The sequence below is a fragment of the Reyranella sp. genome (assembly GCF_044224635.1).
Taxonomy (GTDB): Bacteria; Pseudomonadota; Alphaproteobacteria; order Reyranellales; family Reyranellaceae; genus Reyranella.
This window is the reverse complement of record NZ_JBGAKA010000022.1, coordinates 36,963-53,194: the sequence shown is the minus strand read 5'-3', so window position 1 is coordinate 53,194 and position 16,232 is coordinate 36,963. Positions and strand designations below refer to the sequence as shown.

The following is a 16,232-nucleotide window of genomic DNA, read 5'->3' as shown; positions in this document are numbered from 1 at the left end:
CCGCCGTGACGACCACCCTGGCGCTCACTCCGGCGCACCTCGACGGCGAGGTTCGCTGCGATGACGCGGCATCGGCGCGGTTCGGGGCGATGCTCGCTCTTGCCGACGTCCAGGGAGCCACGACATGACGGGCGCGACCGATGCTCTCGAGCAGATCGAGATCGATGCCTGGCGCGACTATTGCGCAGCGGCGCCGGCGGGTTTCGCCCAGGCGGTCGGGCTGGAGACGGCTGAGCTCGGCGGGCCGTTGCTGGCGATGTGCCGGCGCATCGATCACTACCAGTTCAACCGGCTGATCGGCGGCGGCCTCGGCGCCGACGACGGCGAGGCGTTCGACACGGCCGCCAGTCGCTTTCGCGCCGCCGGCCTGGCCAATGGCTACCTGCAGATCGCGCCCGGTCGCCGCGCCGCGGCGCTGGAGCGGCGGGCGCACAGCCTCGGCCTGAAACGGGTCGAGCGCGTGTGGGTCAAGTTCGCGCGCGGGCCCGAGCCGGCACAGACGCCGGACACCGCTCTCGTCGTCGCGCCGGCAGCGCCTGCGGAGGCGATGGCGTTTGGCGGCGCGGTGGTGGCGGGCTTCGGCATGCCGCAGAGCCTGGCGCCGTGGCTTGCCGCCATCGTCGGGCGTGCCGGCTGGCATGCCTATGTGGCGCGCGACGGCGACAGGATTGTCGGCGGAGCCGCGATGTACGTCGCCGGGGAGCGGGGCTGGCTGGGCATCGGTGCCGTGCAGCCCGACGCCCGCCGCCGCGGCGGCCAGAGCGCCCTGCTGGCCCGCCGTCTGGCCGACGGGCTGGCGCTGGGCGTCCGCCTGTTCGCTACCGAGACCGGCAAGCCGCTCGCCGGCGAACCGCATCCCAGCTTCTCCAACATCCAGCGCACCGGCTTCGCCATCGCCTACGAACGCGCCAACTGGACGCTGTGAGCACACCCGACGCTGACGGCGTTGTGCGCGCCCGCGGCGAAGACCGCCCTACATCAGCTCCGGATCGAGCGTGAACAGCTCCTTGGCGCGGCCGACGCCGCGCAGGGCGAAGCGGCCGACCGAGACCAGGCGGGCGCGTTCCTCGGGCGGCAGGGCGTCGGCGAAATCGGCCGAGACCAGCATCGGCCGGTCGACCGAGCGGCACATCGAGGCGATGCGGCTGGTCTCGTTGACGGCCGGTCCGACGACGGTGAAGTCGAGCCGCTCGTTGCTGCCGATATTGCCGTAGAACACCTCGCCGACATGCAGGCCGATATAGACCGAGGTGGTCGGCCGTTCCTCGGCCCGGCGACGCTCGTTGAGCTCGTGCAGGCGGGTGCGCAGGATCTCCTCTGCCATGAGCGCGCGGCGGCTCGCCTCGGCCGGGTCGTCGGCGCGGAACAGGGCGAGGGTGCCGTCGCCGATCAGCTTCAGCACGTCGCCGCCGGCCTCGTAGATCGCGGTGATCACGGCTTCGGCATAGTCGTTGAGCAGCGGGATGATCTCGCCCGGCGGCGCCGAGTCGGTGATGGTGGTGTAGCTGCGCAGGTCGGAGAACCACAGCGCCGCATCGATGCGGTCGGCAACTCCGCGCTGGATGCGGCCCTCGAGCACGCGCCGGCCGGCATCGCGGCCGAGATAGACCTCGACCAGTGTATCGGCGATGCGCGCCAGCGCCGCGCTCTTGATGGCCAGCCCGAGCGCCGGCACGAAGCGCCGCAGGGCCGACAGGTCGGTATCGTCGAAGCCGGACGGATGCCGCGTCGACCAGCCTGAATAGACGCAATCCATCTCGCCGATGGTGCCGTCCCCCGCGAAGCGATGCACGAAGGCCACATAGTCGGTGTGGCCGGCGTCCCTCATCTCCTGGACGGAAGGGAAATCGATCGGGTCGCCGAATGCGATGCGCCGGCGAAGCTCCTCGCCGCCGGTCTGCAGCATCTGATAGAACGGGCTGCGCTGCCAGGATCCCGCGGCCGACCCTTCGGTGGTGCGGCCATACTGGATCGCCGCTTCCTCCTCGATATTGTCGTTGCGCCAGCGGAAGACCGTTCCTTCGTGCACCGGATGCAAGGTATCGATGACGACGAGGGCGCGTGCGAGGGGAAGGCCGGCCGCGATGCACTTGTCGCAGAACTCGCGCAGCAGATCGGTTTCAGCAACACCCTCCAGGCCGCGCCGGACCAGCCAATCGGCAATGCGGCCGACTTCTCTTCTTTGCATGCCGTCCATATGGGGCGCGAGCGCGCTCCCGTCGAGGCCGACGACCTATCCGACGATCAGCAAGAGACGTCGCAGGATGCGGTGGCCGCGGCTGCACGGCAGCTCGTCGACCGTGCGCGGCGTCGGCAAGGGCTTTCCCGTGAGCACCAGCTTGCCGAGATATTGGCGGGTGTTGCGCGACAGCGCGCGCACTGTCTCGTCCTCGGTATATCCGGCTGCAGTCACGCCGGGCAGATCCGGAATCCAACCGACGAACCGTCCATCGTCGACCCGCTCGATCAGCGAGTAGTAGCAGGCGTCCAGCATATCCGTACCTTTCATATGGACATGCTTTGGCGGGGCTCGGAAGGAGGCATTGATCTGGATCAAACTCCGCCGGACCGCGAGCGTCCCGCTCGCTCGAGCTCATGAGCGCGCGGAACGCACGCGGCCCGGAAGACCATGACCCTTCCCCGGCAGAGCCGATCAGCCTGCCGCGCTGTTGCGGAAGTGACACGCGGCGGCATGGCCGGGCGTCACCGTTTCCAGCAGCGGCCGCTCGCGCGTGCAGCGGTCGGCCTTCATCGGGCAGCGCGGGTTGAACGGGCAGCCGGGCGGCGGATTGAGCGCGCTGGGAATCTCGCCGTGCGCCTTGGAGCGGGCGGCCAGCGCGTCGGCGCGATGGAACGGATCGGGGATCGCCGCGATCAGGGCGCGCGTGTAGGGATGACGCGGGTTCTCGAAGATCTCCTGCCAGCCGCCCTGCTCGACGATGCGGCCGAGATACATGACGGCGACGCGGTCGCTGACATGCTCGACGACGCCGAGGTCGTGGCTGATCAGGATGTAGGCAAGGTCCATCTCGTCCTTGAGCTCGAGCAGCAGGTTGATGATCTGGGCGCGGATCGAGACGTCGAGCGCCGACACCGGCTCGTCGCAGATCACCAGCTTGGGCTGCAGGATCAGCGCCCTAGCGATGCCGATGCGCTGGCGCTGGCCGCCCGAGAATTCGTGCGGGTAGCGGTCGGCATGGTCGGGCCTGAGGCCGACCTTGGCCATCATGTCCATCACCCGGTCGGCGAGCTCGCTCTTGCCGGTGACGCCGTGCAGGCGCAGCGGATCGGCCAACGTGCGGCGCACCGTCTGGCGCGGGTTGAGCGAGGCGTAGGGGTCCTGGAACACCATCTGCACGGTGCGCGCCGTCTCCATGCGATCGCGCGCCCTGAGTGAATGGCCGTTCAGCGAGACCTCGCCGCTGGTCGGCGGCACCAGCCCCATGATGGCGAGGGCAAGCGTGGACTTGCCGCAGCCCGATTCGCCGACCAGGCCCAGGCATTCGCCCGGCTTGACGTCGAGCGTGACGCCGTCGACCGCCTTCAGGGTCTTGACGCCGCCGCGCAAGGCGTTGCCCACGGTGAAGTGCACCGCGAGATCGCTGAGTTCCAGGAGTGGCTCAGCCATGGTGGTGGCACCGCACCAGCCCGCCGTCCGGCAGAGAGGTGATCTCGGGCGCCGTCGCGCGGCAGACCTCGCTCGCCGCGGAGCAGCGCGGGTTGAAGCGGCAGCCCGACGGATAGGCGGAGATGGTCGGCACCACGCCGGCGATCTCGCGCAACCGCTGGCGGCCGCGGCGCGCGCGCTCGCCGAGCCGCGGCAGGGAATCGACCAGGCCCTGCGTGTAGGGATGGCGCGGCGTGGCGAAGATCGCCTCGGCGCCCTGCGCCTCGACGAGGCGGCCGGCATACATCACGGCGACGCGCCGGCACATGTTGGCGACCAGGCCGAGGTCGTGGCTGATCATCAGGATCGCCGTGCCCTTGGCGGCGCACAGCTCGCGCATCAGGTCGATGATCTCGGCCTGCACCGTGACGTCGAGCGCGGTGGTCGGCTCGTCGGCGATCAGCAGAGCGGGCTCGCAGGCGAGCGCGATGGCGATCATGACGCGCTGGCGCATGCCGCCGGAGAGCTGGTGCGGGTAGTCTCGGATGCGCCGCTCGGGCGACGGCACGTGGACCTGGCGCAGCGCTTCCTCGGCGCGGTCTATCGCCTCGTTCCACGACGCGCCCTGGTGCAGCACGAACATCTCGGCGATCTGCCGGCCGACCGGCGACAGCGGGTTGAGCGCCGTCATCGGCTCCTGGAAGATCATCCCGATCTTCTTGCCGCGCAGCCGGCGCATCTCCGCGGCGCTGGCGTCCTGGATCTCCTCGCCGTCGAGCACGATGCGCCCGCCGGCCAGCGACAGCGGGCGGCGCAGCAGGCCCATGACGGCGAGCGCGGTGATGCTCTTGCCGCAGCCGGACTCGCCCACCAGCCCGAACGCCTCGCCGCGGCCGATCTCGAACGAGACCTCCTCGACGGCATTGTGACTTGCGCCGGCGCCGGCCAGCGCGATGCGCATGTTCTCGACCTGCAGGAGAGGGGCGGCGAGCGGCGGCGGAGTCATGCGCGGCGCGTCGTCGATTGCGGGTCGAGGATGTCGCGCAGGCCGTCGCCCAGGAGGTTGAGGCCGAGCACGGTGAAGAAGATGGCGAGGCCCGGGAACACCGAGAGCCATGGCGCGGCGCGGATCTGGTCGCGCGCCTCGGACAGCATGCTGCCCCAGCTCGGGAAGGGCGGCCGGATGCCGAGGCCGAGGAAGGAGAGCGCCGCCTCGGCCAGGATGGCGCCGCCCATGCCGAGGGTGGCGATGACGATCAGCGGCCCCAGGATGTTGGGCAGCACTTGGGTGAACATGATGCGCAGGTCGCCGTAGCCCAGGATGCGGGCGGCCTGGATGTAGCCCTGGCTCTTCAGCGACAGCACCTGGGCGCGGGCGATGCGGCAGGAGTAGGACCAGCTGGTGAGGCCGAGCGCGATCACCAGGCTGACCAGGCCGGGACCCAGGATCGCCATGATGGCGAGCGCGAAGACCAGGGAGGGGATGGCCAGCATCAGGTTGGTGAGGCCGCTCACCATGTCGTCCCACCAGCCGCCCCAGTAGCCGGCGGTGAGGCCGAGCGTGACGCCGATCAGGCTGTTGCAGATCTGGCTCACCACGCCGACGGTGAGCGAGATGCGCGCGCCGTAGCAGATGCGCGAGTAGATGTCGCGGCCCTGCGCGTCGGTGCCGAACGGGAACTCCCACGACGGCGGCAGCTCGGCATTCATCAGGTTGGCGTCCATCACCGGATCGGTGATGGCGATCCAGGGCGCGAGGATCGCCACGCCGATCGCGACCGAGACCAGGGTGCCGCCGACCCAGGTGTTGGAACCCCACTTCACCTGGGACACCTCAGCCGTAGCGGATGCGCGGATCGATGACGACATAGGCGAGGTCGACCAGCGTGTTGATGAACAGGAAGAACAGCACGATCAGCAGGATGCAGCCCTGGACCGCCGGCATGTCGCGCTGGAACACCGAATCGACCATCAGCGAGCCGACGCCCGGCCAGGCGAACAGCTTCTCGACCACCACCGCCTGGCCCATCAGCGAGCCGAACTGCAGGCCGACGATGGTGATCACCAGCACCAGCGCGTTGCGCAGGACGTGCCATTTGACCACGCGCGGCTCGCTCATGCCCTTGCTGCGCGCGGTGCGCACGAAATCGGCGTTGAGCACGTCGAGCACGGCGGCGCGCGTGGTGCGGGCCAGCAGCGCCATCGGGCCGACGCCCAGCGCCATCGCCGGCAGGATCAGGTTGCGGATGCCGCCGTCGCCATAGCCGAAGCTCGGCAGCCAGTTCAGGGTGAGGGCGAAGAGGTACATCAGCATCAGCCCGAACCAGAACTGCGACAGGCTGAGGCCGGAGATGGCGGTGACCATCGACACGGTGTCGATCAGGCTGCCCGGCTTGAGCGCCGCCAGGAAGCCCAGCGTGACGCCGACTGAGATGGCGAACGCCATGGCGGCCAGCACCAGCTTGAGCGACGGCCAGATGCGCGCGCTGATCAGCTTGGTCACCGGCTCGCGGGTGCGGAACGAGGTGCCGAGGTCGCCGGTGGCAACCTTGCCGACATACTTCAGGAAGCGCTCATGCAGCGGGTCGTCGAGCCCCATCTCCTTGCGCATGCGCTCCATGACGGCGGGATCGATCACCGACCGGCCGTCCTCGTTCATGCCCGAGATGAAGCTGCCGGGCAGCACGCTGAACAGCAGGAACACCAGCGCCACGACGGCGAGCACGGTGGGCACGACATTGCCGAGACGGCGGGCGAGGACGAGGAGCACTCTTACCTCCTCCCCAGCTTCGCTGGGGAGGAGTTGTCGTCGCCCCCATCTACCCGGCCGGTACGGCCGACAATGTTGTCATCCCGAGCACAGCGAGGGATCTTTCCTGTTGCCTCAAAGATCCCTCGCTGCGCTCGGGATGACATGGTGTTTGTCGCGCGAGCGGCGTGCAAGTCATCGAATCCGAAGCGGCTGTTTCGCGTCGGCTGCAACGTGGAGCATCCAGTCATAGGGTCATGCGCATATGAATGAGGTTCCCCTCCCCGAGCTTCCTTTGGGGAGGGGGCCTCCGAGACGCAAACTCACTTCGCAGGCGAGCGCTGGTCGACCCAGATGTCCTCGGGATACTGATGGGTGATCTCGGTCGGGTTGGCCTGCAGGCCGTGGATCCACGGCTGGTAGGCCAGCACTGCCTTGTTGTAGTTGAAGAACCACACCGGCGCCTCGTCGTAGATCAGGTTGTTGGCTTGGCGCAGCAGGTCGGTGCGCTTGGCCGGGTCGATGGTCGTCGCGGCCTCCTCGAACAGCTTGTCGAAGGCCGGGCTGCTGAAGCCGGTGACGTTGCCGGCGGTGCGCGGCGTCTTGGAGTAGTAGGCGCGCATGGTCGTGAGCGCATCGGGGCCCGTCAGGTTGGAGCCGATATAGGCCTGATGCTCGCCCTTCAGGGCGATGTCGGTCAGCACCGTCACCTCGACCAGCTTGGGCTTCACCTTGATGCCGACCCTGGCCAGCATGGGGATGATCGCCTCGACGATCGGCAGGCCCCAGCTCTCGTTCTGGCTTGTCGTCAGCTCGAACTCGAAGCCGTTGGGCAGGCCCGCCTCGGCCAGCAGCTTCTTGGCCTTCTCCGGATCGTAGGCGTAGGGCTTGAAGCTCTTGTCGAAGGCCGGCGAGGACAGCGGCAGCCAGCTCACCGCGCGGTAGGCTTTGTCCTTGACCAGCCGCTTGATGATCAGATCGGTGTCGATGGCGTGGTTGATTGCCTGGCGCACCCGCTTGTCGTCGAACGGCTTGTGGCTGTGATTGAAGGTGAGGGCGCGGGTGAACATCTCGGGCACCTCGAGGATGCCGTTCTTGAGCTGCGCATCGTCGCGATACGCAACATACTGCGCCGGTCCCAGAATCGAGGTGTCGATCTCCTTGTTGCGGAAGGCCACGTCGCGCGCAGCCGCTTCGGCCATGATCAGCACCTCGAACTTGTCGGCGTAGGGCTTGCCCGGCTTGTAGAACTTGTCGAAGCGCTCGGCGACGACGCGCGAGCCCGGGATGTGCTCCTTGAACTTGTACGGCCCGAGCCCGACGGGATTGGCGGCGAAGTTGCCCTTCTCGACCTCCTCCTTGGGCAGGATCGCCGTCGAGCCGACGAAGAAGGAGTAGCCCGGGTCGACACGGTCGGTCAGCGTCATCTCGAGCGTGAAGTCGTCGATCTTCTTCAGGCCGGCGATCTCCTTCGCCTGGCCCTTCTCGACGTCGACCGCCCCCTTGATGATGCGCACGTAACGGGCCGGGGGGTATCCCTTGCTGCCATCCATGATGCGCGTGTACGACCAGACGATGTCGTCGGCCGTCATCTTGCGGCCGTTGTGGAAATAGACGTCGTCGCGCAGCTTGTAGGTGTAGGTGAGCCCGTCCGCCGACGGCGTCACCGATTTGGCAAGCTCGAGCACCAGCTTGCCGTCCTTGGAATCCCAGTTGTAGAGCGTGCGATGGATCGCCTTGTTGACGATGTCGTCCTGGGCCCGCGGCGTGGTGTGCGGATCGAGGCTGCCGAAGCTCGCGGCATAGGGCGCCGTCATGCGGATCGTGCCGCCCTTGCGCGGCGTCTCCTGTTGCTGGGCACCGGCAATACCGACGCCCCAAACGGCGAACGCGGCCGCCGCCAGCCAAACCAGTTTACGCATCGACCATCCCTCTTGAGAATTCTCCCTTGCCGGCATTCCATCGTGCCGGACGCTCCAGTGCAAGGGGAATGGCCATGGCCGAACTGCCAAACTGTCTCATGATCGTCACTGCCGAGGTCGAGCCGGCCGTCGAGGCCGAATGGAATCGCTGGTACGATGCGGTGCACGTGCCCGACGTGCTCGCCTGCCCGGGCGTGGTGTCCGGTCGTCGCTATCTCGCCACCGGCGACACCTCCGAAAGCGACCACGGCCAGCGCACCACTCACCAGCGGCGGCTTTACACGACGGTCTACGAGCTCGAATCGCCTGCTGCGACGGAGACGCCGCAATTCCTGGCGATGCGCGGCTGGGCACATTTTGCCCCGCACGTCCGCTCGCAGACCCGCGTGGTGCTGCCGAACGCGACGTAGGCGCAGAAGCAGGACTCATTCTCCTCCCCAGCGAAGCTGGGGAGGTGTCGCCGTCATACGGCGACGGAGGGGTCATGAGCCTCAAGCTCAACCCTCTCCCATGACTCATGACCCCTCCGTCGCGTATAACGCGACACCTCCCCAGCTTCGCTGGGGAGGAGGGAGACCGCTACGCCGGCACCACGTAGCTGTCGCGGCGCGGGTCGCAGCCGCCGGTGAAGGTGCCGCCGGCGTCCCGGGCGACGCCCTGCATGCCGCCGACCTTCATGGTCCACTCGGGGCCGCTCGCGAGGTCGTGGCCGCGGCCGCGCAGCTCGTCGCGCACCTGGGCGTCGACACGTGATTCGAGCAGCACGGCGCGACCGTCGGTCAGACGGGCGCGCGGCGCCTCGATCGCCTGCTGCAGCGGCAAGCCGAAATCGATGTACTGCACCATGGCCTGCGGCTGTGTCTGCAGGATGCCGTAGCTGCCCGGTGTACCGAGCGCCAGCACCGGCGTGCCGTCCTGGGTGACGATCGAGGGCGCGACGCAGATCGGCATGTAGTCGCCCTGCTTCACCCGGTTGGGGCTCGCCGGATTGACGTCGGCCCAGTAGAGGAAATTGTTCAGGCAGACGCCGGTGCCCGGCACCACCACGCCCGAGCCGAACACGCTGCCCAGGCTCTGGGTCACGCACACCATGTTGCCGTCGCGATCGGCGATCGAGAATGACGTCGTATGACCCTCGTCGGCACCCGGCGTCCATTGCTCGGTCGGCCCGTTCACCGGCTTGCCGTCGCGCACCCGCGCCCGCAGGCCCTCGACATGGCCGTCCGACAGCAGCTCGGCGAGCTTCTGTGTCGACGGCACGCCGGTCTTGATACGCACGCCGGCGGCGAGGCGGATGGCGCGCAGCACGGTGTCGATATGGTCAGTGCCGTTGCGCTGCATCTTCGCCAGATCGAAGCCTTCGAGGATGCGCAGGGTCAGCAGGTACTGGAACGCCTCGCAGGGCGGCGGCGGCACGTGGATGGTGCGGCCGCGATAGTCGGCGGAGACAGGATCGACCCATTTCGGCTTGGTCGCCATCAGGTCGTCCATGGTGAGGCAGCCGCCGAGCTCGCTGAGCCGGGCCAGCATCCTCTTGCCGAGCTCGCCGCCGTAGAGAAGGGCGGGACCGTGCGCCGCCAGCGCCTCGTAGGTCGTCGCGAGGTCGGGCTGTTTCAGCACCGCGCCGATCTGCGGCCGGCCGCCCGAGATGCCCTCGAGATAGGTGCGCGACCATTCGGGATAGAGCGCGCTGTGGCCGCTGAGCTCGCCGGTGGCGCCGCTGATCTCCTCGACATTGAACTCGATCATCGAGAAGCCGTCGCGCGCGATGGCGATCGCCGGGGCGAACAGCTCGCTGAGCTTCCTGGTGCCGTAGGCCGAAACCATCTCGCACCAGCCGCCGAGATTGCCCGGCGCGCCGACGGCGACCGGCCCGCGCAGCACGTCCTCGCGCCGCTTCAGCCGCTCGAGCGGGAACTCGTAGGGGATGTGCGTCATGTAATCGAGCGAGCGCACGCGCTTCTCGGCGGCGATGTAGCAGGTCGCCATGCCGAGGCCAGCGAGGCCCGACATGTAGGGCTCGACCACGTTCAGCGTCGCCGCCGTCGCGGCCGCCGCGTCGAAGGCGTTGCCGCCGTTGCCCAGCACGCGTGCGCCCGCCGCCGCCGCCAGGGGATGGGCGGCAGCGACCACGCCGTGCCGCGATGCGATTGTCGGACGCTTGCCGTGTTGCAACATTCTCGCTTCCCTCTTCAAGGTCGCGCGGATCGTGCCCGGTCGGAGCCGCCGCGGCCAGCCAGAAGTGCAGCTGCAACCGTGTCACGGAGATTGCGCATGCGTTCGGGTGCACCTCATGCTGAGGAGCGCCCGAAGGGCGCGTCTCGAAGCATGGGCAACAGGCATCGCGTCTGGTTCTCATCCTTCGAGACGCCACGCTCCGCGCAGCTCCTCAGGATGAGGTCAAATCGTTCGAGCAACCCAATTGGCGAAATCGTCGGGATTATTCCGTCCCGGAGCCTTAAGGTTGAGCCGACAGGAGCACGAGGACGCATGCGCAAACTGGAATTCGGCTGGTTCCTGCCGACCGCCGGCGACACCACCGCCTACGGGCTTGCGAGCGCCCAGGTGGCGCCATCGCTGGCGCTGTTCGATCGCATCGTCGAGGCGGCGGAGGCGGCCGGCTTCGAGTACATGCTGGTGCCGGTGCAGACCGCCTGCTGGGAGGCCTGGATCTCGAGCGCCATGATGGTCGGGCGCTCGAGGTCGATCCGCATGCTGGTGGCGGCACGGCCGTCCTACATCAATCCGGTGCTGCTGGCGAAGATGATCGCGACCTTCGACCAGCTTTCGGGTGGGCGCATCTGCATCAACCTGATCGCCGGCCAGAGCGAAGCGGAGAACGCTTCGGAAGGCATCAAGTGGGGCAAGGAAGAGCGCTACGAGATCATGGACGAGGAGGTCTCGATCCTGAAGGCGCTGTGGACGGCGCGGGGCCGGATCGACTTCGACGGCAAGTTCTACCAGCTCAAGGGCGCCGAGATCCGCCCGCGTCCGCTGCAGAAGCCCCATCCACGATTCTATCTCGGCGGCGGCTCGCGCCAGGCCTGGGAGATCTCGGCCAGGCATTCCGACGTGCATCTGTTCTGGGGCGACACCTACGAGCGCATCCGCGCCAACATGGCGGAGATCCGCGGCATGGCGGCGAAGCATGGCCGCGAGAACGACATCGGCTTCGGCATGCGCCTGCAGGTCGTCTGCCGGCCGACCGAGCAGGAGGCGTGGGCGTTCGCGCACGAGCTGGTGGCGCATGCCAGCGAGGCGCAGAAGGCCTTCGTGCGCCAGCGCTTCGCGACCTCGGAGGCCAACCGCCGCGTGCGCGAGCTGGCGGCGAGCGGCGAGACCATCGAGCCGCATCTGTGGACCGGCATCACCCAGGTGCGTCCCGGTGCCGGCATCGCCGTGGTCGGTGACCCGCAGCAATGCGCCGACACGCTGCAGAGCTTCATCGACCTCGGCTGCCACTCCTTCTGCCTGTCGGGCTACCTGCATGACGAGGAGGCCGAGCGCTTCGGCAAGTGGGTGATGCCGATCCTGCGGGAGCGCAATCGCGAGCGCATGCTCGCGACCTGATGCGCCGCGCCGTCCTGCCCGATTTCAGCGCCCGCCAGCACGAGGCCGTGCTGGCGCTGGCCGAGTATGGCAGTTTCGTCGCCGCCGCCGCCGCGCTGCGGCTCTCCCAGCCCGCCCTGACCCGCGCCGTGCAGCGCCTGGAAGCGGCGCTGGACGTGCGGCTGTTCCAGGCTGTTCTTGGCATGTCCGCCGCGAGGACTATGCTGGCAGATGGAGGCACCCCGTGCAGCTCGCATCCAAGACCTATGACGTCGACGGCATCGCCGCCGTCCAGGAGCTCTATCACAGCAACGGCTGGACCGACGGCTTGCCGATCGTGCCGCCGACCCGTGAATCGGTCGAAGCCTGCCTCGACTGGGCGATGATGCCGCCCGACCAGCTGATCGGCATCGAGCCGGTGCGCGGGCTCGCGATCACCGCCGAGAAGCTCGCCGTCAACGCTGTCATGGCGGGCTGCCTGCCGATGCATTTCCCGGTCGTGATCACCGCCTGGACGGCGATGATGCGCGAGGAATTCCTGATGCACGGCGCCACGGCGAGCACCGGCGGCTGCGCCGTGCTGGTGGTGCTGAACGGCCCGATCCGGCGCGAGCTCGGCGCCGCCGGCACCTTCAATGCGCTGGGCAACAGCGATCGCGCCACCGCGGTGATCGGCCGGGCGCTCAGGCTCTGCCTGATCAACCTGATGGATGTCCGCCCGGGCGCCATCGACCGCTCGACCCTGGGCCATCCCGGCAAGTACAGCTACTGCGTCGCCGAGGACGAGGAGGATTCGACCTGGGTGCCGCTCGCCGAGCAGCGCGGGATTCCGAAAGAGGCCTCGGCGGTGACGGTGATGGCGGCCGGCGCGCCGCGCCAGATCATGAACGAGTGGACCACCAGGCCCGAGGAGATCCTCGAAACCTTCGCTGCCGAGATGCGCGCCAACCTGCGCCACTACTCGATCCATCCCGGCAATTACGCGCTGATCATTCCCAAGCAGCTGCGCGAACACCTGCAGGCCGCCGGCTGGAGCAAGACCGACATCGCCGCCTTCATCCACGAGCGGGCACGCATCCATCGCCGCGAATGGGCCACTGTCGGCAAGGGCGCCGTGGTGCGCGATCGCGGCGACAGCGTCTATCCGGCGATGGAGTCGCCCGACCAGTTGCTGGTCGTCGCGGCCGGCGGCCCCGCCGGCGGTTTCGGCGCCGTCATCCCGCCCTGGCTCGGCAACAAGAGCCACGCCGTCACGCTGGCGATCGGCGCCTGCGTCGATTGCGAGCCGCCCAAGGGCTGACGAAAAAAGTTGAAGGGGCTTTTGATGACCATGCTCCTGTCATCCCGAGCGCAGCGAGGGACTTTGTTTGCGGCCTTAAAGGTCCTCGCTGCGCTCGGGATGACAGGAGTGGCCGTAGGGACGACCTCCGAAAAAGGGCAATAGAAGACAGGAGCGGCACATGACATTCCAGGTTCTCGATCCGACGCCGGAGACCGCACCCGCGGCGGGCCGGCTCGCGCCGCGTTTGCCGTCGCTGGAAGGCCGCACGATCGGCTTCATCTCCAACGGCAAGGAAGGCACCAAGGGCTTCTTCCGTCATCTCGAGCGGATGCTGCGCGAGGAATACGGCGTCGCCCGCGTGGTGAGCCGGACCAAGTCGAACTACAGCGCGCCGGCCGACGCCCCGATCGCAGCCGAGATCCGGCAATGGGACGCCGTCATCTCCGGCATCGGAGATTGAGGCAGCTGCTCATCGTGCAGTCTGCACGACTCCGTCGCCGCCGAGCGCCTGAACGTTCCCGCCTTCAGCGTTATGACCCAGCGCTTCACCAGCGCCGCCGAGCTGATGAGCCGCGTGCTCGGCATGCCGGGCTATGGCTTCGCCGTGATCGGCCACCCGGTCAGCAGCGCCACCGACGACGATCTCAAGGCGATGGCGCGCCTCGCCATCGAGCAGGGCTTTAAGCTGCTGGTGCGCTCATAAATGTTCGCCTCCCCGATTACGGGGAAGGAAAGCAGCATCACGGCAGCTCCAGGCGGACGCAGACGGCGGCGCTGGCGATCACGGCCGGGTCGTTGCCTTCGGGATCGGGCACGTCGAGCCCGCCCTTGACCGCCTTCACCGTGACGACGCCGTGCGGCAGCGAGGCGCGCACCTTTTCGGTGTCGACCTTGTCAGGCTGCGCCACGCCGATCGTGACGTCGACGAACATGCCGGTCTTGGGATTGACGCCCAAGGTGCGCAGCATGACGAGCGAGCTGTGGTGCAGGGCGTCCTGCACGGCGCGCAGCGCCGCCTTGGTGTAGTCGCCGCCGTGCAGGTCGTTGCCGGTGCCGAGCTCGAGGATGACGCGTTTGGCGGGCATCGCGGCCTCCGTCACAGATCGAGCCGGACGATGGCGGCCGCCTGGGCGATCACCGTCTTGTCCGTGCCGGCTTCATTGGGAATTTCCAGGCCGCCTTCGACCACCTTCACCGTGCCGGTGCCGTGCGGCAGCACCGCCAGCACCTCCCTGGTGTCGACCTGCTCGGGCCTGGGCACGCCGATCAGCACCTCGACCTGCATGTCGTCGCTCGATTTGCCGACCGCGCCGGCGACGGTGAGCGAGTTGTGCCATAGCGCATCGCGCAGGGCGCGGACCGCGGCCTTGGTGTAATCGCCGCCGCGGATGTCGGTGCCCATCCCGATCTCCAGGGCAACCCTCTTCAACGCCATCGCCTGACCTCCTAGCTCTGCGCCAGACCAGCCTTCACCAGCAGCGGCTTCACGTCGACATAATACTTCTCGGCGAAGGCGTGGTACGCGGCCGGGCTCTTGTACCATTCGGCCTGGATGTACTTGTCGAGCAGCTCCTTGACGCGCGGATCGGCCATCGCCTCCTTGAAGGCGAGATGGATCGCCTCGACGGTGGCGGGCGGCAGGTCCTTCGGCCCGACCAGCCCGTAGGGGCTCTGGCCGACCACGTTGATGCCGCGTTCGATCAGGGTCGGCGCCTCCTTGTAGCGCGGGATGCGCTGCTCGGTCGCCATGGCGAGGATGCGGCACTGGCCGTTGTCGACGAACGGCGCCCATTGCGAGGCGTCGGCCAGGAAATGCACCTGCCCGCTCAGCAGGGCCTGCATCCATTCGGCGCCGCCCTTGTAGGGCACGTGGGTGAACTTGGCGCCGGTTGCCTGATCGACTTCGATCATCATGAGCTGGCCGGTGCCGCCGACGCCGCTGGTGCCGTAATTGTACTTCTCGGGCTCCTTGCGGCCGGCCTCGAGCAACTCTTCCAGGCTCCGCCACGGCGCATCGGCGCGCACGACGATGCCCAGCGTATAGCCCGACAGGCCGATGATGTAGGTGAAGTCGCGCAGCGGATGCCAGTTGGTCTGCTGATAGTGCGGATAGCGCAGGCTGTTGATGCTCATGCAGGCGATGGCATGGCCGTCCGGCTTGGCATTGAGCAGCATGGCCGGGGCCAGGGTGCCGGCGGCGCCGGGCTTCACGTCGACGATGACCTGCTGGCCCAGGATCTTGCCCGCCGTCTCGCCGAGCAGGCGGAGATGCACGTCGGTGACGCCGCCGGCGGCGAACGGATTGTACACGGTGACCGGCTTCTCGGCTTTCCACTTCGCCTGGCCGCGCGCCAGGCCGGGCGCGGCCAACGCGGCAGCGCCGGCGAGGGTGGTGAAGGTGCGTCGGCGAAGCAGAACGCGCTTGGGCACGATTGTCACTCCAGGTTTCCTGTCATCAGGCATAGCGAAACGGCCGCGCGCGGCGAGCCGACAACGACCCTATAGGGCAGATCGCAGGGCAGTTGCAGCTACTTCCGGCGCGCCGCGTCGAGGCTCCACGGGCCGGCTCCGGCGGCGGCGATGTAGAGGAACACGAAGCAGTAGAGCCCGGCGAGCTCACCGGCATTGGCGATGGGAAAGAAACCGCGCGGCGCGTGGCCGAGGAAGTAGGCGAAGGCCATCAGGCCCGCCAGGACGAAGGCCGTGCAGCGCGTGAACAATCCCAGGATCAGAAGCACGCCGCCCACCAGCTCGAACATGCCGGCGATGCCGGACAGGGAGAGAGGCTCGATCTTGGCGAAGGCCTGCAGGGCAGGGAACTTCAGGTATTTCGCCGTGCCATGCTGCAGGAACAGCAGGCCGGACATGATGCGCAGGACGCTCAGCAGATAGGGGGCCGAGCTGGTGGCAATAACTTCGAGATTCATGTCGCGTGTTTTCTCCGGAAGGGATGTCCACTCTTGCCCGCGGGTAATTTTCCGACAAGCGGTCTCAGCAGTAACCTGATCACGGACTCGTCAGTACCGGAAAGATCCCTCGCTTTCGTCGCTTGCGACGCCAAGCGCCTTACTCGGGATGACATCGTTGCTGTCGGCGGCAACAGAATCGGTGTCACCCCGAGCG

18 protein-coding genes and 1 pseudogene are annotated in these 16,232 nt (G+C 67.9%); 7 read left to right on the top strand and 12 right to left on the bottom strand.

Annotated elements, in window-relative coordinates:
• Positions 1 to 5: 5 nt before the first annotated feature.
• Together ACILR9_RS19685 and ACILR9_RS19680 are read left to right on the top strand one after the other, a co-directional pair.
• The gene (locus tag ACILR9_RS19685) at positions 6 to 128 is read left to right on the top strand and encodes a hypothetical protein (RefSeq protein ID WP_395711658.1); all 123 of its coding nucleotides are present in this window, start codon (positions 6 to 8) and stop codon (positions 126 to 128) included.
• The gene (locus ACILR9_RS19680) at positions 125 to 925 is read left to right on the top strand and encodes a hypothetical protein (protein WP_395711657.1); all 801 of its coding nucleotides are present in this window, start codon (positions 125 to 127) and stop codon (positions 923 to 925) included. Before ACILR9_RS19685 ends, ACILR9_RS19680 begins: the two co-directional genes overlap by 4 nt.
• A gap of 48 nt (positions 926 to 973) precedes the next feature.
• Here the strand turns inward: ACILR9_RS19680 and ACILR9_RS19675 are convergent, their stop codons facing one another.
• The 7 genes from ACILR9_RS19675 to ACILR9_RS19645 all read right to left on the bottom strand — a co-directional run bounded on the left by ACILR9_RS19675 (position 974) and on the right by ACILR9_RS19645 (position 8,278).
• Positions 974 to 2,188: an adenylate/guanylate cyclase domain-containing protein gene (locus tag ACILR9_RS19675; protein ID WP_395711656.1), complete on the bottom strand. Its 1,215-nt coding sequence runs from the start codon at positions 2,186 to 2,188 to the stop codon at positions 974 to 976.
• A 45-nt stretch (positions 2,189 to 2,233) separates the two neighbouring features.
• Positions 2,234 to 2,509 carry a type II toxin-antitoxin system HicB family antitoxin gene (locus ACILR9_RS19670; protein ID WP_395711655.1) on the bottom strand — a complete coding sequence of 92 codons (276 nt, stop codon included), beginning with the start codon at positions 2,507 to 2,509 and terminating at the stop codon, positions 2,234 to 2,236.
• Positions 2,510 to 2,653: 144 nt separating this feature from the next.
• Positions 2,654 to 3,628 (bottom strand): ABC transporter ATP-binding protein, encoded by a 975-nt coding sequence (locus ACILR9_RS19665; RefSeq protein WP_395711654.1) that lies wholly within the window; start codon positions 3,626 to 3,628, stop codon positions 2,654 to 2,656.
• Complete coding sequence (locus ACILR9_RS19660) at positions 3,621 to 4,613, bottom strand: ABC transporter ATP-binding protein (RefSeq protein WP_395711653.1); 993 nt, start codon at positions 4,611 to 4,613, stop codon at positions 3,621 to 3,623. The genes ACILR9_RS19665 and ACILR9_RS19660 overlap by 8 nt, the downstream gene beginning before the upstream one ends.
• On the bottom strand, positions 4,610 to 5,476 hold the full coding sequence (locus tag ACILR9_RS19655) for an ABC transporter permease (protein ID WP_395711652.1): 867 nt from the start codon (positions 5,474 to 5,476) through the stop codon (positions 4,610 to 4,612). The genes ACILR9_RS19660 and ACILR9_RS19655 overlap by 4 nt, the downstream gene beginning before the upstream one ends.
• Positions 5,442 to 6,377: an ABC transporter permease gene (locus tag ACILR9_RS19650; protein WP_395711651.1), complete on the bottom strand. Its 936-nt coding sequence runs from the start codon at positions 6,375 to 6,377 to the stop codon at positions 5,442 to 5,444. Before ACILR9_RS19650 ends, ACILR9_RS19655 begins: the two co-directional genes overlap by 35 nt.
• A gap of 302 nt (positions 6,378 to 6,679) precedes the next feature.
• On the bottom strand, positions 6,680 to 8,278 hold the full coding sequence (locus ACILR9_RS19645) for an ABC transporter substrate-binding protein (protein ID WP_395711650.1): 1,599 nt from the start codon (positions 8,276 to 8,278) through the stop codon (positions 6,680 to 6,682).
• A 74-nt stretch (positions 8,279 to 8,352) separates the two neighbouring features.
• Between ACILR9_RS19645 and ACILR9_RS19640 the strand changes: the two genes are divergently transcribed.
• Positions 8,353 to 8,688, top strand: coding sequence for a DUF4286 family protein (locus ACILR9_RS19640; RefSeq protein WP_395711649.1), 336 nt, complete (start codon positions 8,353 to 8,355; stop codon positions 8,686 to 8,688).
• Between the two features lie 169 nt (positions 8,689 to 8,857).
• Here ACILR9_RS19640 and ACILR9_RS19635 read toward each other — a convergent pair whose 3' ends face one another.
• On the bottom strand, positions 8,858 to 10,456 hold the full coding sequence (locus ACILR9_RS19635) for a gamma-glutamyltransferase family protein (RefSeq protein WP_395711648.1): 1,599 nt from the start codon (positions 10,454 to 10,456) through the stop codon (positions 8,858 to 8,860).
• A gap of 312 nt (positions 10,457 to 10,768) precedes the next feature.
• Between ACILR9_RS19635 and ACILR9_RS19630 the strand changes: the two genes are divergently transcribed.
• From ACILR9_RS19630 to ACILR9_RS19615, 4 genes and pseudogenes are all read left to right on the top strand, one after another.
• A complete protein-coding gene (locus ACILR9_RS19630; protein ID WP_395711647.1) occupies positions 10,769 to 11,848 on the top strand; it encodes an LLM class flavin-dependent oxidoreductase in 1,080 nt (359 codons plus the stop codon).
• Positions 11,848 to 12,006, top strand: a pseudogene (locus ACILR9_RS19625) (LysR family transcriptional regulator); the annotation flags it as partial. The gene ACILR9_RS19630 and the pseudogene ACILR9_RS19625, both read left to right, overlap by 1 nt.
• 65 nt (positions 12,007 to 12,071) lie before the next feature.
• Entirely contained in the window at positions 12,072 to 13,127 is a 1,056-nt protein-coding gene (locus ACILR9_RS19620; RefSeq protein WP_395711646.1) for a hypothetical protein, read from the top strand.
• Between the two features lie 160 nt (positions 13,128 to 13,287).
• Positions 13,288 to 13,812 carry a UGSC family (seleno)protein gene (locus tag ACILR9_RS19615; RefSeq protein WP_395711645.1) on the top strand — a complete coding sequence of 175 codons (525 nt, stop codon included), beginning with the start codon at positions 13,288 to 13,290 and terminating at the stop codon, positions 13,810 to 13,812.
• A gap of 37 nt (positions 13,813 to 13,849) precedes the next feature.
• On the opposite strand, the gene ACILR9_RS19610 is transcribed toward ACILR9_RS19615, so the two are convergent.
• The 4 genes from ACILR9_RS19610 to ACILR9_RS19595 form a co-directional block, all read right to left on the bottom strand.
• Positions 13,850 to 14,194 (bottom strand): Lin0512 family protein, encoded by a 345-nt coding sequence (locus ACILR9_RS19610; RefSeq protein ID WP_395711644.1) that lies wholly within the window; start codon positions 14,192 to 14,194, stop codon positions 13,850 to 13,852.
• An 11-nt stretch (positions 14,195 to 14,205) separates the two neighbouring features.
• A complete protein-coding gene (locus ACILR9_RS19605) occupies positions 14,206 to 14,544 on the bottom strand; it encodes a Lin0512 family protein (protein WP_395711643.1) in 339 nt (112 codons plus the stop codon).
• An 11-nt stretch (positions 14,545 to 14,555) separates the two neighbouring features.
• Positions 14,556 to 15,539, bottom strand: coding sequence for a tripartite tricarboxylate transporter substrate binding protein (locus ACILR9_RS19600; protein ID WP_395711642.1), 984 nt, complete (start codon positions 15,537 to 15,539; stop codon positions 14,556 to 14,558).
• 98 nt (positions 15,540 to 15,637) lie between these two features.
• On the bottom strand, positions 15,638 to 16,036 hold the full coding sequence (locus ACILR9_RS19595; RefSeq protein WP_395711641.1) for a DoxX family protein: 399 nt from the start codon (positions 16,034 to 16,036) through the stop codon (positions 15,638 to 15,640).
• Positions 16,037 to 16,232 lie beyond the last annotated feature (196 nt).